This is a genomic window from Deinococcus gobiensis I-0 (assembly GCF_000252445.1).
Taxonomy (GTDB): domain Bacteria; phylum Deinococcota; class Deinococci; order Deinococcales; family Deinococcaceae; genus Deinococcus; species Deinococcus gobiensis.
Map to the genome: position 1 here is coordinate 1788372 of NC_017790.1, position 12293 is coordinate 1800664.

Genomic DNA, 12293 nt, shown 5'->3' on the forward strand with positions numbered 1-12293 from the left:
GCGGCCCGCCCCGGGCCTTCTGCCGGACCGGGCCGCGCGCCGCTACTCGGGCAGCCGCGCCAGCGCGTGCCGCGTGCGCCCGAGCTTCAGGACACTCTGTTCCTCGAATTCGTAGGGCTCGTTCATCAGGAACCAGTACAGGTCGTGCAGGGTGGTCAGGGCGAGATAGGCGCGGTAGCGGCGCAGCGTGGCGTGATCCCGCTCCGGCAGGAAACTCAGGGCGGCCTCCAGGCTCTCGGCCGGGGGCAGCAGGTCCAGGGTACCGGTCTTGAGAAGGGCCAGATCGCGCAGAGGATCGTCCCAGGCGGCCTTGGTCCAGTCGATGATCAGGACCTCGGCAGCCCTTCCCTCTCCGTCCGGGGTCCGGACAGGCCGCTCGGCCATCAGGATGTTGTCGTGCCACAGGTCGAGGTGGCAGAACGCCGCCGGCTGGTCGAGCAGCCCCGAATCGAGGGGAATCTCGACGGCGGCGAACAGGTCCTCGAGCGGGTAGGCGGCCAGCGCCGAGCGGAAGCGCCGCAGCCGCACCCGCACCTTGTCGAGGTTGACCTGCCCCCGCCGCTCCCGGTGCAGCGCCGCGAGCGAGGTCCGCAGCCGGGGCAGGGCGAGCGGCACGTCGGCGGGTCTGAGCGGATGCCCCCGGAACCGGCGCATGATCAGGGCCTCGACCCCGTCGGCCTCGACGGCGTCCAGCGCCCACTCGCCCATGTCGGCGCGGCGCATGTTCTCGGCTTCCAGGCGGTGCTCGCCGCGCTGGGTGCGGTACACCTTGACGACCGTCTCGCCGTCGGCGGTCACGTACACGCGGCTCTGCATCCCCTGGTCCATCGGGGTCAGGGGGCCGTAACGGCGCTCCAGCTCGGGAAAACGGTGGGCCGGGGGCTCGCCCTGCGCGGCGGTGGGCCGCAGGCTCATCGGAAACGCTTCGCGGCGAAAAGGAACGGGACCGGCGTCACCGGGCGCGCTTCTCCACTTTTTCCAGCGCGGTCACGAGGCGCGCGTCCAGGCCCTTGCCCGCCTGCGCGCGCACGCGCTCCAGGTCGCCGGTCCGCACGTAGGCGTTGGCGACCGCCAGGATGCGGGCATAGAGCGGGATGTCCTCGCCCGTGAGCTTGTCGGGTTCGCCCTGGCCGTCCCAGCGTTCATGGTGGTGACGGATGGCCTTCTGGGCCTCGGCCAGATGCGGCACGCCGTGCAGGAAGTTCGCGCCCACCAGGGCGTGCCCCTCCTCGCCGTGCAGCTTGCCCAGGTCGTGCAGGGTGGCGGCGAACCACAGTTCCTCCAGCTCGCGCTCGGTCAGGCCCAGCGCCCGCCCCAGTTCCTGGCTGATCTCGGCGACGGCGCGGGCGTGGCCCAGCGACTCGAACTCCTGGCTCTCGACCGCCTCGACCACCGACGCGGCGAGCTGCCGGGCCGTGCGCTGCCACTCCTCACGCGACTCGAGCAGGCCCAGCAGCGGCGTGACCGCCTGCGCCCAGCGCGCGACCGCCTCCTGCTGCTGAGGGGTGACGGTGCCCCCGCCCCCTGGCGCGCGGTCCAGGACCAGTGCCCCCAGCTGCCGCCCGCGCTCGCTGAGGGGCACGACCAGCGACACCGGCACCTCGCGCATCCCGGCGTTGTCGAGTACGGTGCGGATTTCCTCGCTGTTGGCCGCGTACAGCTCGCTGCTGCCCCCGGTCAGGATGCGCGGGCGCATGGCCGACCACGGCCCGCTGAGGGTCTGGCCGACCAGCGAGCGCGGATAGCCCAGGACGCCCACGACCTGGTCCTGGCCCCGGCGGATGACCGCGAAACCGCGCACCTCGCCCCCCAGCAGCGCGGCGGCCTGCGCGAGCGACTGTTCCAGCACCGCCGTCAGGTTGGGCCGCGCCAGCAGTTCGCCCAGCACGCGGGCAGGATCGGTCTCCGGGACCGCAGGGGAAGCGGCGGCCGCCTGGGCTTCGGGCGGGGTGTTGGGGGCAGCGGGGCGTGGGCGTCGGAACACGGTGAGCGCAGTATAGCCGCGTTACTCTGCCTCTCTATGCCTACCCCTCCCCCATCCGCCCCCGGCGCGGCCCGCCCAGGCACGCCCCCGCACCAGGCCGTGACGGCGCCGGTCGTGCGCGGCTACGAGCGTTACGCCGCCCAGGCCGCCCAGTGGACGCGCGGCTACGAGTCGCGCGGCGGCCACGTCTACTGCGGCGCGGGCTGCTTCGCGTGCTGCGACATGCCCATCCGGGTCAGCCTGGCCGAGGCGATCATCACCGCGCAGGCCATCACGCCCGAGCAGGCCCGCCGCGTCGAGGAGCATGCCCGCGCGGTGCAGGCCAACGCCCGCACGGCCCCCGACGAGGACGCCTACGTGGCCCGCCACCGCGAGGACGTGAGCTTCTGCCCGCTGCTCGACCGCGCGACCGGAAGCTGCTCGCAGTACGCCGCGCGGCCCACGCGCTGCCGTGACACCTTCAGCGCTTTTGCGGCGCACTACTGCGCCGTGGGCACCTGGGAGAGCATGGGCCGGCGCGAGCGCGCCGAGTACCGCCGCGAGGTCGCCCGCACGCCCGGCACCGACGGCGAGGTGCATTTCATCGCGCCGCTGGAGCACCTCAGCGAGCCGATCTGGACCGCCGCCAGCCGCGCCATGCGGTCGCAGTGGGGCCTGGAGGTCTGGGGCGACTTCTGGACCCTGACCACCCTGGCCGCCGACCCCGCATTCATGGCGCGCGTCGTGGCGGGCGACCGCCGGGGCGCGGCGGGGCGGGCACGGCAGCTCGGGCTGGGGCACCCGATCACCCTGGAAATGGAGTAACCGGGGGCCAGGCGGGGTGCTGGCCCAGCTCGCGCCGCACCCGCGCCGCCACCTCGGCCACGATCTCGGTAGGCGGGCGGGCCACGTCGTAGGTCCAGGCCTGCTCGTCGGGGGTCGGGGGCTCCAACGCGTCGAGCTGCGAGTCGAGGAGCGCCGCCGGCATGAAGTGGCCGCTGCGCCCCGCCATGCGCGCGGCGAGCAGCTCGGGACGGCCCTCCAGGTCTATGAACTGCACGCGGGCCCCGGCCCCCCGCAACAGGTCGCGGTAGCTCCGCTTCAGGGCCGAGCAGGTGACGACGGTACTCTCGCCGCGCGCGTCCCGGTCGGCCATCCAGCCGCGCAGGGCACGCAGCCAGGGCCAGCGGTCCTCGTCGGTCAGGGGAATGCCCGCCGTCATCTTCGCGATGTTGGCGGGCGGGTGAAAGTCGTCGGCCTCCGCGAAGGTCAGGCCCAGTTCGGCGGCCAGGGCGCGGGCGACCGTGGTCTTGCCCGAGCCGGACACGCCCATCACGACGAGGTGCAGCGGAGAAGGGGCCGGGGGCGTCATGACGGGCAGCATAGCGGCCGTTTCCCTTGCGGCAAGCCCGTCCAGGGCGCTAGACCTCTTCTCTCGCCTCCGGGGCAGTCGGCGCCTGCCGGGCCGCGAGCAGCGCCAGCACCTCGCGCGCCGAGTGCAGGATGGGCGTGCCGGGGCCGAAGATGCCCGCCACCCCGGCCTCCCGCAGCGCCGCGTAGTCCTGCTGCGGGATGACGCCTCCCGCGATGACGAGGATGTCGCCCGCGCCCTGTTCGCGCAGCGCCGCCACCAGTTGCGGAATCAGGGTCTTGTGCCCGGCGGCCTGGCTGCTCACGCCGACCACGTGCACGTCGTTCTCGACGGCCTGGCGGGCGGCCTCGGCGGGGGTCTGGAACAGCGGCCCCAGGTCCACGTCGAAGCCCAGGTCCGCGAAGCCCGTGGCGATCACCTTGGCCCCCCGGTCGTGGCCGTCCTGGCCCATCTTGACCACCAGGATGCGCGGGCGGCGGCCCTCGGCCTCGGCAAAGGTGGCGATGTCGGCCTGAAGCGCCGCGAAGCCCTCGTCGCCCGCGTAGCCCTGGGCGTACACGCCGCTCACCGTCTGGACCTCGGCGCGGTGGCGGCCCCACACGCCCTCCAGCACCACGCTCAGCTCGCCCACGGTCGCGCGGGCGCGCATGGCCTCCACGCTCAGGGCCAGCAGGTTGCCCTCGCCGCTGCGGGCGCACTCGGCCAGGGCCTCCAGCGTGCGGGTCACGGCCCCGAGGTCGCGCGTGGCCTTGACCTCGTCCAGCCGCCGGAGCTGCGAGTCGCGCACGGCCGCGTTGTCGATGTCGAGGATCTCGACGGCGGTCGCCTCGGCGGGGCGGTACTTGTTCACGCCGACGATCACGTCCTCGCCCCGGTCGATGCGGGCCTGTTTGCGCGCCGCCGACTCCTCGATGCGCAGCTTGGGCACGCCCGACTCGACCGCCCGCGTCATGCCGCCCAGGCCCTCGACCTCCGCGATCAGCTTCCTGGCCTCGGCGGCGAGGTCGTGGGTCAGGCGCTCCATCATGTAGCTGCCGCCCCAGGGGTCGATGACGTGCGGAATGCCCGTCTCCTCCTGCAACACGAGCTGGGTGTTGCGCGCGATGCGGGCCGAGAACTCGGTGGGCAGGTTGGTCGCCTCGTCGAAGGCGTTGGTGTGCAGGCTCTGCGTGCCGCCGAACACGGCCGCCATCGCCTCGACGGTCGTGCGGACCACGTTGTTGTAGGGGTCCTGCTCGGTCAGCGACCAGCCCGAGGTCTGGCAGTGGGTGCGCAGGGCGCTGCTCATGGGGTTTTTGGGCGAGAACCCCGCCATCAGCTCGGCCCACAGCAGCCGGGCGGCACGCAGCTTGGCGACCTCGGTATAGAAGTTCATGCCGATGGCGAAGAAAAAGCTCAGGCGGGGCGCGAAGGCGTCCACGTCCAGCCCCTTGCGCAGCGCGGCGCGCACGTACTCCAGTCCGTCGGCCAGCGTGTAGGCGAGTTCGAGGGCGGCGTTGGCCCCCGCCTCCTGGAGGTGGTACCCCGAGATGGAAATCGAGTTGAAGCGCGGCATGTGCTGCGAGGTGTACTCGATGATGTCCGCGATGATCCGCATGGACGGTTCCGGCGGGTAGATGTAGGTGTTGCGCACCATGAACTCTTTGAGGATGTCGTTCTGGATGGTGCCCGAGAGCTGCTCCAGGGCCGCGCCCTGCTCCTCGCCCGCCACGATGAAGCCCGCCAGGATGGGCAGCACCGCGCCGTTCATGGTCATGCTCACCGACATCTCGGACAGGGGAATGCCGTCGAAGAGGATCTTCATGTCCTCGACCGAGTCGATGGCGACCCCGGCCTTGCCCACGTCGCCCTCGACGCGCGGGTGGTCGGAGTCGTAGCCCCGATGCGTGGCGAGATCGAAGGCCACCGACAGGCCCTTTTGCCCGGCGGCGAGGTTGCGGCGGTAAAAGGCGTTGCTCGCCTCGGCGGTCGAGAAGCCCGCGTACTGCCGCACCGTCCAGGGCCGCGCCGCGTACATCGTGGCGCGCGGGCCGCGCATGTAGGGGGGAAGCCCCGGCAGGGTATCGGTGTCCAGGCCCTCGGTATCGGCGCGGGTGTAGAGGGGCCGCAGGGTCAGGCCCTCGGGCGTCACGCGGTTCAGCGTGTCCGGCTCGGCCCCCTTCAGGTCCTTGCGGGCCAGCGCCTTCCAGGCGTTCAGGTCGCTCATGGTGTGGTGTGCCTCCGTGTGACCCAACTATGCCACGGCGAAGGCTAACGGGCGTTTGGGAGGAGGGAAAGGCGCGAGGCGTGGAGAGGCCCACAGATGCTCGACCGACTCAGGAGTCCCCTGCCACGCCCTCGCCCGAGTCCCCCGAAGGCCGGCGTGTGCGGAGCGCGCAGGCCATTGCAACACCCTGTGCCCGACCCCGGGCTGAGCCATCACGCCGCTGAGCTGTGCAAGGCCGCCGACTTCCGGGACGACTCTTGCCGAGCGCAGCGAAAAGCCCCCTTCCCTGGGAGGGGGCTGGGGGGAGGGAAACGCAGCCCTTACTCCTCATCCAGGTCAATCAGCGCGATCCCGATCTCCGGCCGGAAGGTGCGCCTCAGCGTGGCCGGATCCTCGACCAGCGTCACTTCCAGCGTCGGCTGCACGTACCCGCGCATGAAATGGCCCCCCAGCGCCGTGCCGTCGCGCTTGCCCACGACGATGTGCGGGTGGACCTGCACCGCGCCGTCCTCCTTGCGCGAGACGTTGCCGATCAGGCTCAGGACCTCGACCTGTTCCATCACCTCGATGGACTCGTATTCCTTGCGTTCCAGATCGAAGAACCCGAACCGGACGCTGCTCAGTGCCCCCAGCGCCGTGAACGTCCCGGCACTCACGTCGTGCCCGGTGGTGAAGGCTTCGAGCCCCGCCAGCACCTCGTCGCCGGGATCGAAGACCAGCACGAAGGTGCGCTCGCCGCCCGGGGCCGTCTGGATGAGTTTGGACTTCATGACTGCACCCTATCTGCGCCCCATACCCGCCGGGCATGGTCCGCCTTTAGGCGACGCTGAGGGCTGTGGCCGCCGCCTGCGACTTGGGGACACCTTCCGATATCTCTCATATTGTGAGGCGATCCTGAGCTGACGGACAGGGCCAGACCGTTCAATGTCAAGCCGGATGACCAAGACCCTTGCCGCCGCTGCCCTGACCATTCTGGGCGTCAGTCTCGCCTCCTGCGCGCCCGCCATGACGGGCCTGACCACCCTGGCCCCCAATGCCGGCCTGAACCCCGCCCAGCGCCTGAGTGTGGCGCAGCCCAGCCCCACGAGCACGGCGGGCACGCTCACGCTGACCAGCCCCAGCTTCGTGAACGGCGGGACGTACCCGGCCGCGCAGGTCGCCAACGGCTTCGGCTGCACCGGCCCCAACATCTCGCCGGCCCTGAACTGGAGCGGCGTGCCGGCCGGGACCCAGAGCCTCGTGCTGACCAAGTACGACCCCGACGCCCCCACCGGCAGCGGCTTCTGGCACTGGTCGGTGTACAACATTCCTGCCACCGCCACCGGGCTGGCGCAGGGCGCGGGCAACCCTGGCGGCACGCTGCCCAGCGGCGCGGCGCAGCTGAACAACGAAGGCGGCCAGCCGGGCTTCGTCGGGGCCTGCCCGCCGGTCGGGGACGCGCCGCACCGCTACGTCTACACGCTGTACGCCCTGAGCAGCACCCTGGACCTGCCCACGACCGTCACCCCCGCCATCCTGGGCTTCAACCTGAACGGCAAGGTCCTCGCCAAGACCAGCCTGACCGCCACCTACGGGCGCTGAGCCTCCACTCCACACCCCCGGCCCCGGCGGCGGGGGTTTCTCATGAGGTCGGGCGGGGGCGGGTAGAATGCCGGGGTGATCCCCGAAACCCAGCTGCCCAGTGAGCCTCAGCCCGGCCCCCCGCGCGCCGTGAAACTCGCGCCCAGTCTGCTCGCGTGCGACTTCACGCGCCTGGGCGAGGAACTCCGGAGTATCCAGGGGGCCGACTGGGCACACGTGGACGTGATGGATGGCCAGTTCGTGCCCAACATCAGCTTCGGGCTGCCGATCCTGGCGGCGGCGCGCCGGGCGAGCGGACTGTACATGGACGTGCACCTGATGATCGACTCGCCCGAGCGCTACCTGCGCGACTTCGCGGAGGCCGGGGCCGACGGGCTGACGGTGCATGTCGAGGCGACGCGGCACATCCACCGCGCCGTGCAGATGATCCGCGAGCTGGGCAAGCACGCGGGCGTGACCCTGAACCCCGGCACGCCGCTGGAAGCCGTGCGGCCCGTGCTGGCGGACGTGGACACGGTGCTGGTCATGAGCGTGAACCCCGGCTTCGGCGGCCAGAAGTTCCTGCCCCAGAGTCTGGAGCGGGTGCGGACCCTGCGGCGCTGGCTGGACGACCTGGGCAGCGCGGCCACGTTGCAGGTGGACGGCGGCGTCTCGGCCGCCAACGCCCGCGCCCTGGCCGACGCCGGGGCGACCTGCCTCGTCGCGGGCAGCGCCGTGTTCGGGGCGGACGGCGGCGCGGCGGGCCTGGAGCGCCTGAGCGCCAGCCTGAGCGGAGCCGCGCGCAAATGAGGCTGCGCGCCGACCTGCTGCCGCACGGCACCTACTCGGACGTGGTGCTGGTCATCGACGTGCTGCGCGCGACCACCACCGCCGTGACCTACCTGGAACACGGGGCCGAGGCGCTGTGGCTCACCGCCTCGCCGGATGTGGCGCTGGGCCTGCGCGCGCCGGGCCGGGTGCTGGCGGGCGAGCGGGGCGGCCTGCCCATCCCGGGTTTCGATCTGGGCAACAGTCCCGTGCAGGCGGCGCAGAACTTCACCGGGCGGGTGGTCGTCATGAACACCAGCAACGGCACCGGGGCCGCGCACGTGGCCGCCCAGACCGGCAAGCACGTCTTTCTGGCAGCGCTGACCAATGCCCACGCCGCCGCCCGCCGCGCCCGCGCCCTGGCGACCGAGGAGATCGCCGTGGTGTGTGCGGGCACCGACGGCCACGTGGGCCTGGAGGACGTGTACGCCGCCGGGGTCATTTCCGAGTACCTGCTGGCGATGGGCGAATTCACGCTCGACGACGGCGCGCGCCTGGCGCTGACGCTGCGGCGCAGCCAGGCCAACCCGCTCGACGCCCTGCGCGGCAGCGGGCATGGCCAGTACCTCGAACGCCTGGGCTTGGAGGCCGATGTGCAGTACGCGGCCGGTCTGAGCACGAGTACGGTGGTGCCGGTGCTCACACCGGGCCTGGAGACGCCGGAGGGCGCGCTGCGGTTCGTGGGCGGGTAGGGGCCGGGCGACCAAAGAAAGACCGGACAGGGCTTTCCCCGTCCGGTCTTCTCCTGCATGCTGATCTACAGCACCTCGAACAGCCCGGCCGCCCCCATGCCGCCGCCCACACACATGGTCACGACGACGTGCTTGGCCCCCCGGCGCTTGCCTTCCAGCAGGGCGTGACCGGTCAGGCGCGCGCCGCTCATGCCGTAGGGGTGGCCGACGCTGATGCTGCCGCCGTTCACGTTGTACTTCTCGGGGTCGATGCCCAGCGTGTCGCGGCAGTACAGCGCCTGCACGGCGAAGGCCTCGTTCAGCTCCCACAGGTCGATGTCGTCCACGCTCAGGCCGTGGCGCTTGAGGAGCTTGGGCACGGCGTAGATGGGGCCGATCCCCATTTCATCGGGTTCGCAGCCCGCAACCGCGAAGCCTTTGAAGATCCCCAGCGGCGCCAGCCCGCGCTCGCGCGCCGTATCGGCATTCATCACCACGACCGCCGCCGCGCCGTCGCTGAGCTGCGAGGCGTTGCCGGCCGTGATGACCCCGCCCTCAATCACGGGCCTGAGCTTGGCGAGGCCTTCCAGGGTGGTCTCGGGCCGGTTGCCCTCGTCGAGCCCGAGCGTGACTTCCCTGTCAGAGATTTCTCCGGTCGCCTTGTCCTGCACCTTCATGGTGGCCGTCATGGGCACGATCTCGTGGTCGAACTTGCCGGCCTGCTGCGCCGCCGCCGTGCGCTGCTGGCTCTGGAGGGCGTACTCGTCCTGGGCCTCGCGGCTGATGCCGTAGCGCGCCGCCACGACCTCGGCGGTCTGGAGCATGGGCATGTAGATGTCGGGCTTGTGCTCGAGGAGCCACTCGCCGCGCAGGCGGTACTTGTTGGCGTGCTCGTTCTGGGTCAGGCTGATGCTCTCCAGGCCGCCCGCCACGTACACGTCGCCCTGCCCCGCGATGACGTGGTTGGCCGCCAGCGCGATGGCGTTCAGGCCGCTGGAGCAGAAACGGTTGACGGTCACGCCGGAGACACCCACCGGGAATCCGGCGCGCAGGGCGATCTGGCGGGCGATGTTGCTGCCGGTGGCCCCCTCGGGGTTGCCGACCCCCATGATCACGTCCTCGATTTCGGCGGGGTCCAGGCCTGCACGTTCGGCGGCGTGGCGCACGGCGTGCGCGCCCAGGTCGGAGCCGTGGGTGTCGTTGAGGTAACCCCGGTAGGCCTTACCGATGGGGGTGCGGGCGGTCGAGACGATGACAGCTTCGGGCATGGGGGACCTCCGTTGGTCGGTACAGCGGGTTTGGGTTGGACCGAGTATAGAGATTCGGCCGCCCCAGGCAAGCGAGGTCGCCCCGAATGCCGTTTCAGCCGCCGGAGGCCAGGGCCTCGGGGCGCACGTCTCCCCCACCCGAGGCGAGCCAGGCGCGCAGTTCGGCCAGGCCGTCGTCGCTGAGATCGCCCTGGAGGGTGCCGCCCTGCTGCGCGGTCCAGCCGCGTTTGTTGGCCTCTGCGGGCAGGCCGCGCAGCGCGTAGCGCCCCGGCGCAGGAGCCGCCGACAGCCGCACCGTCACGATATGCGGGTAGTACTCCAGGTCGAAACGCTTCTGGATGCGGGCTTCGCGCCCCCGGTCCACGCCCGAAATCCCGAAGAACAGGAAGAAGGGGCCGAGATCGACATACGGCCCCAGGCGTCTGCGCCGGACCGACACGAGCTGCAAGGAAGAAGAAGCCATGACGCCCAGTGTGCCACCCCCGGGCCCGGGCCGACTGACCCGGCGCGCAGGGGATATAGTGCCTCTCCGAGAGAAGGCGGCCCGCCCGCGCGGCGCAGGCCCCTATCCCAGGAGAACCTGTTTGAACACCCTGCTGAGCGTGATCGACGTGGCCGGCCTCGTGCTGTTCGTGCTGTACATCGTGCAGCAGATCGTGAGTGCCCTGATGCCCCGGCCCCGGCCCCCCGTCGCCGGCCCCGAATCGGGCATCGGCATCACCTTCCTCATTCCGGCCCTGAACGAGCAGGACGTGATCGCCGAGACGCTGGACAACCTGCGCGCCGTGGTGCCGGACGCCCGCGTGGTGGTCATCGACGACGCGAGCGACGACGCCACCCCGCAGATCGTGGCCGCCCACGCGCGGCGCGACCCCGGGGTGCTGCATCTGCGCCGCGAATTTCCCGAGGCCCGCCAGAACAAGGGCAAGGCCATGAACTGGGCAGTCGCCCGGCTGCTGGAGCACGAGGGCTGGGCGGGGCGCGACCTCACGCGCGAGGTGTTCGTGGTCATGGACGCCGACGGCCGGGTGGGCGAGGACTTCGCGCCGCAGGTGCGCGGGGCCTTCCTGAACCCGGACGTGATGGCCGCGCAGGGCTGGATGCGCTTCCGGCACACCGGCATTCCGCGTGGGCGGGGCGGCGTGCTGGCGCACATGCTGCTGTTCCAGCAGGACCTGGAGACCTTCATCACCGGGCACATCCAGCGGGCGCGGGCCTGGGGCGGCGCGGCCTCGCTGACCGGCAACGGTCAGTGCATGCGCGTCAGCTACCTCGACTCGCAGCTGCGCTCCGGCACGCCGCCCTGGCCCGACGTGCTGCTCGAAGATTTCGCCAGCGCCGTGCAGATCCGCCTCGCGGACCCGCGCTACCGCATCGCGCTGCTCACCGCGCGGGTGGGGCAGCAGGGGCTGCTCGACCTGCCGTCCCTCATCAAGCAGCGGTCGCGCTGGACGCAGGGGGCCATGCAGTGCCTGCCCTACCTGCGCGGGCTGTGGACCCGACCGATGAATCCGGTGGTGCGGCTGGACTTCAGCTACTTCGTGCTCGCGCCGTGGCTCAACCTCATCCTGATCGTGAGCATCGTCAGCCAGCCGCTGCGCCGCATCTTCGGGTGGCAGGGGCTGGCGCTGCCGGGCTGGGTGGGCCTGCTGCTCACCGTGCTGCCGCTCGCCATGCAGCTCAACTGGGCGCTGCGCTACCGCCTCGACCGCCGCCTGGGCTGGTGGAGCGTGCCCTACACCCTCGCCAGCCTGCCGGCCTACAGCGCGGCGCTGCTCGCCAGCCTGCCGCGCGCCTACCGCAACTTCTTTACCGGCCAGAACGCCTGGTACAAGAGCGAGCGCCACGCCGAGGGCGCGGCCGCCGCGCCGGATACGAACGAGGACGAGGCGGCCGAGGCGACCGGAAAACTCAGCCGGCGCTGAGCGGAATGCTCCAAAGAACAGTCCTGCCGGGGCAGGCAGGACTCGACGGGAGCGGATCGCCTCAGCTGAAGTCGATCATGGGCAGCATCTTCTTGACGTTGTTCGTGCCGATGCCCTTCACTTTCTTGACGAGGTCGGCGCTGTTCCTGAAGGGGCGGGCCTTGATGATCTCGGCGGCGAGCTTGGTGCTCACGCCGGGAATGGTCGTCAGCTCAGCGGCCGCCGCAGTATTGATCCGGACCTTGCGCATGGCGGGCATGCTCATGCCGGGTTTGGCTGCGCCGGGCATAGGCGTGGTGGCCGACTGGGCGGGCATGGGCGCGGGGGCCGCCGGCTTGGCGGTCGCGGCGAAAGCACTGACAGGCAGCAGCAGGCTCAGGGCGAGGGCAGACAGCAGAGACTTGTTCATGGGGAACCTCCGGGACCGAGCGTAGACAGACCGACTCAGGGTCAGATGAAATGTCTTGCAGTTAAATGCCGTCTGGCACGCATTTTTTAGC

Annotated in this window: 13 protein-coding genes; 5 read left to right on the plus strand and 8 right to left on the minus strand. The window is 71.2% G+C overall.

Translation table 11 applies throughout. The annotated features are described in order from the left end of the window. Positions 1 to 42: 42 nt before the first annotated feature. Together DGO_RS08420 and DGO_RS08425 are read right to left on the minus strand one after the other, a co-directional pair. A complete protein-coding gene (locus tag DGO_RS08420; RefSeq protein WP_014685071.1) occupies positions 43 to 915 on the minus strand; it encodes a phosphotransferase in 873 nt (290 codons plus the stop codon). A 37-nt stretch (positions 916 to 952) separates the two neighbouring features. Beyond that, complete coding sequence (locus tag DGO_RS08425; RefSeq protein WP_014685072.1) at positions 953 to 1984, minus strand: HD-GYP domain-containing protein; 1032 nt, start codon at positions 1982 to 1984, stop codon at positions 953 to 955. A 36-nt stretch (positions 1985 to 2020) separates the two neighbouring features. Between DGO_RS08425 and DGO_RS08430 the strand changes: the two genes are divergently transcribed. Beyond that, positions 2021 to 2788, plus strand: a complete 768-nt coding sequence (locus DGO_RS08430) for a YkgJ family cysteine cluster protein (protein WP_145975280.1) — start codon at positions 2021 to 2023, stop codon at positions 2786 to 2788. Here DGO_RS08430 and DGO_RS08435 read toward each other — a convergent pair. The 3 genes from DGO_RS08435 to DGO_RS08445 form a co-directional block, all read right to left on the minus strand. Further along, the gene (locus tag DGO_RS08435; protein WP_169331002.1) at positions 2769 to 3335 is read right to left on the minus strand and encodes a gluconokinase; all 567 of its coding nucleotides are present in this window, start codon (positions 3333 to 3335) and stop codon (positions 2769 to 2771) included. The two genes, DGO_RS08430 and DGO_RS08435, sit on opposite strands and share 20 nt — an antisense overlap. Before the next feature lie 49 nt (positions 3336 to 3384). Next, positions 3385 to 5541, minus strand: a complete 2157-nt coding sequence (gene scpA, locus DGO_RS08440; protein WP_014685075.1) for a methylmalonyl-CoA mutase — start codon at positions 5539 to 5541, stop codon at positions 3385 to 3387. A gap of 320 nt (positions 5542 to 5861) precedes the next feature. Next, on the minus strand, positions 5862 to 6311 hold the full coding sequence (locus DGO_RS08445; protein ID WP_014685076.1) for a PPC domain-containing DNA-binding protein: 450 nt from the start codon (positions 6309 to 6311) through the stop codon (positions 5862 to 5864). A gap of 166 nt (positions 6312 to 6477) precedes the next feature. Here DGO_RS08445 and DGO_RS08450 point away from each other — a divergent pair, with 166 nt between their 5' ends. The 3 genes from DGO_RS08450 (at position 6478) to DGO_RS08460 (ending at position 8621) form a co-directional block, all read left to right on the plus strand. Beyond that, positions 6478 to 7122 (plus strand): YbhB/YbcL family Raf kinase inhibitor-like protein, encoded by a 645-nt coding sequence (locus DGO_RS08450; protein WP_226991324.1) that lies wholly within the window; start codon positions 6478 to 6480, stop codon positions 7120 to 7122. 75 nt (positions 7123 to 7197) lie between these two features. Continuing rightward, entirely contained in the window at positions 7198 to 7911 is a 714-nt protein-coding gene (rpe, locus tag DGO_RS08455) for a ribulose-phosphate 3-epimerase (protein ID WP_226991325.1), read from the plus strand. Further along, positions 7908 to 8621 (plus strand): 2-phosphosulfolactate phosphatase, encoded by a 714-nt coding sequence (locus DGO_RS08460; RefSeq protein ID WP_014685078.1) that lies wholly within the window; start codon positions 7908 to 7910, stop codon positions 8619 to 8621. The genes rpe and DGO_RS08460 overlap by 4 nt, the downstream gene beginning before the upstream one ends. A gap of 65 nt (positions 8622 to 8686) precedes the next feature. Here DGO_RS08460 and DGO_RS08465 read toward each other — a convergent pair whose 3' ends face one another. Further along, positions 8687 to 9868: an acetyl-CoA C-acyltransferase gene (locus tag DGO_RS08465; protein ID WP_014685079.1), complete on the minus strand. Its 1182-nt coding sequence runs from the start codon at positions 9866 to 9868 to the stop codon at positions 8687 to 8689. Positions 9869 to 9962: 94 nt separating this feature from the next. Then, on the minus strand, positions 9963 to 10331 hold the full coding sequence (locus DGO_RS08470) for a hypothetical protein (protein WP_014685080.1): 369 nt from the start codon (positions 10329 to 10331) through the stop codon (positions 9963 to 9965). A gap of 121 nt (positions 10332 to 10452) precedes the next feature. Here DGO_RS08470 and DGO_RS08475 point away from each other — a divergent pair, with 121 nt between their 5' ends. Continuing rightward, entirely contained in the window at positions 10453 to 11793 is a 1341-nt protein-coding gene (locus DGO_RS08475) for a glycosyltransferase family 2 protein (protein ID WP_014685081.1), read from the plus strand. A gap of 61 nt (positions 11794 to 11854) precedes the next feature. On the opposite strand, the gene DGO_RS08480 is transcribed toward DGO_RS08475, so the two are convergent. Next, positions 11855 to 12202 carry a ComEA family DNA-binding protein gene (locus DGO_RS08480; protein WP_014685082.1) on the minus strand — a complete coding sequence of 116 codons (348 nt, stop codon included), beginning with the start codon at positions 12200 to 12202 and terminating at the stop codon, positions 11855 to 11857. Positions 12203 to 12293 lie beyond the last annotated feature (91 nt).

Bases quoted from the DNA above. Each gene is read 5' to 3' on its own strand.
- scpA (WP_014685075.1), bottom strand. From the start codon at position 5,541: ATGAGCGACCTGAACGCCTGGAAGGCGCTGGCCCGCAAGGACCTGAAG.
- DGO_RS08430 (WP_145975280.1), top strand. From the start codon at position 2,021: ATGCCTACCCCTCCCCCATCCGCCCCCGGCGCGGCCCGCCCAGGCACG.
- DGO_RS08480 (WP_014685082.1), bottom strand. From the start codon at position 12,202: ATGAACAAGTCTCTGCTGTCTGCCCTCGCCCTGAGCCTGCTGCTGCCT.
- DGO_RS08470 (WP_014685080.1), bottom strand. From the start codon at position 10,331: ATGGCTTCTTCTTCCTTGCAGCTCGTGTCGGTCCGGCGCAGACGCCTG.
- DGO_RS08465 (WP_014685079.1), bottom strand. From the start codon at position 9,868: ATGCCCGAAGCTGTCATCGTCTCGACCGCCCGCACCCCCATCGGTAAG.
- DGO_RS08445 (WP_014685076.1), bottom strand. From the start codon at position 6,311: ATGAAGTCCAAACTCATCCAGACGGCCCCGGGCGGCGAGCGCACCTTC.
- DGO_RS08420 (WP_014685071.1), bottom strand. From the start codon at position 915: ATGAGCCTGCGGCCCACCGCCGCGCAGGGCGAGCCCCCGGCCCACCGT.
- DGO_RS08435 (WP_169331002.1), bottom strand. From the start codon at position 3,335: ATGACGCCCCCGGCCCCTTCTCCGCTGCACCTCGTCGTGATGGGCGTG.
- DGO_RS08460 (WP_014685078.1), top strand. From the start codon at position 7,908: ATGAGGCTGCGCGCCGACCTGCTGCCGCACGGCACCTACTCGGACGTG.
- DGO_RS08450 (WP_226991324.1), top strand. From the start codon at position 6,478: ATGACCAAGACCCTTGCCGCCGCTGCCCTGACCATTCTGGGCGTCAGT.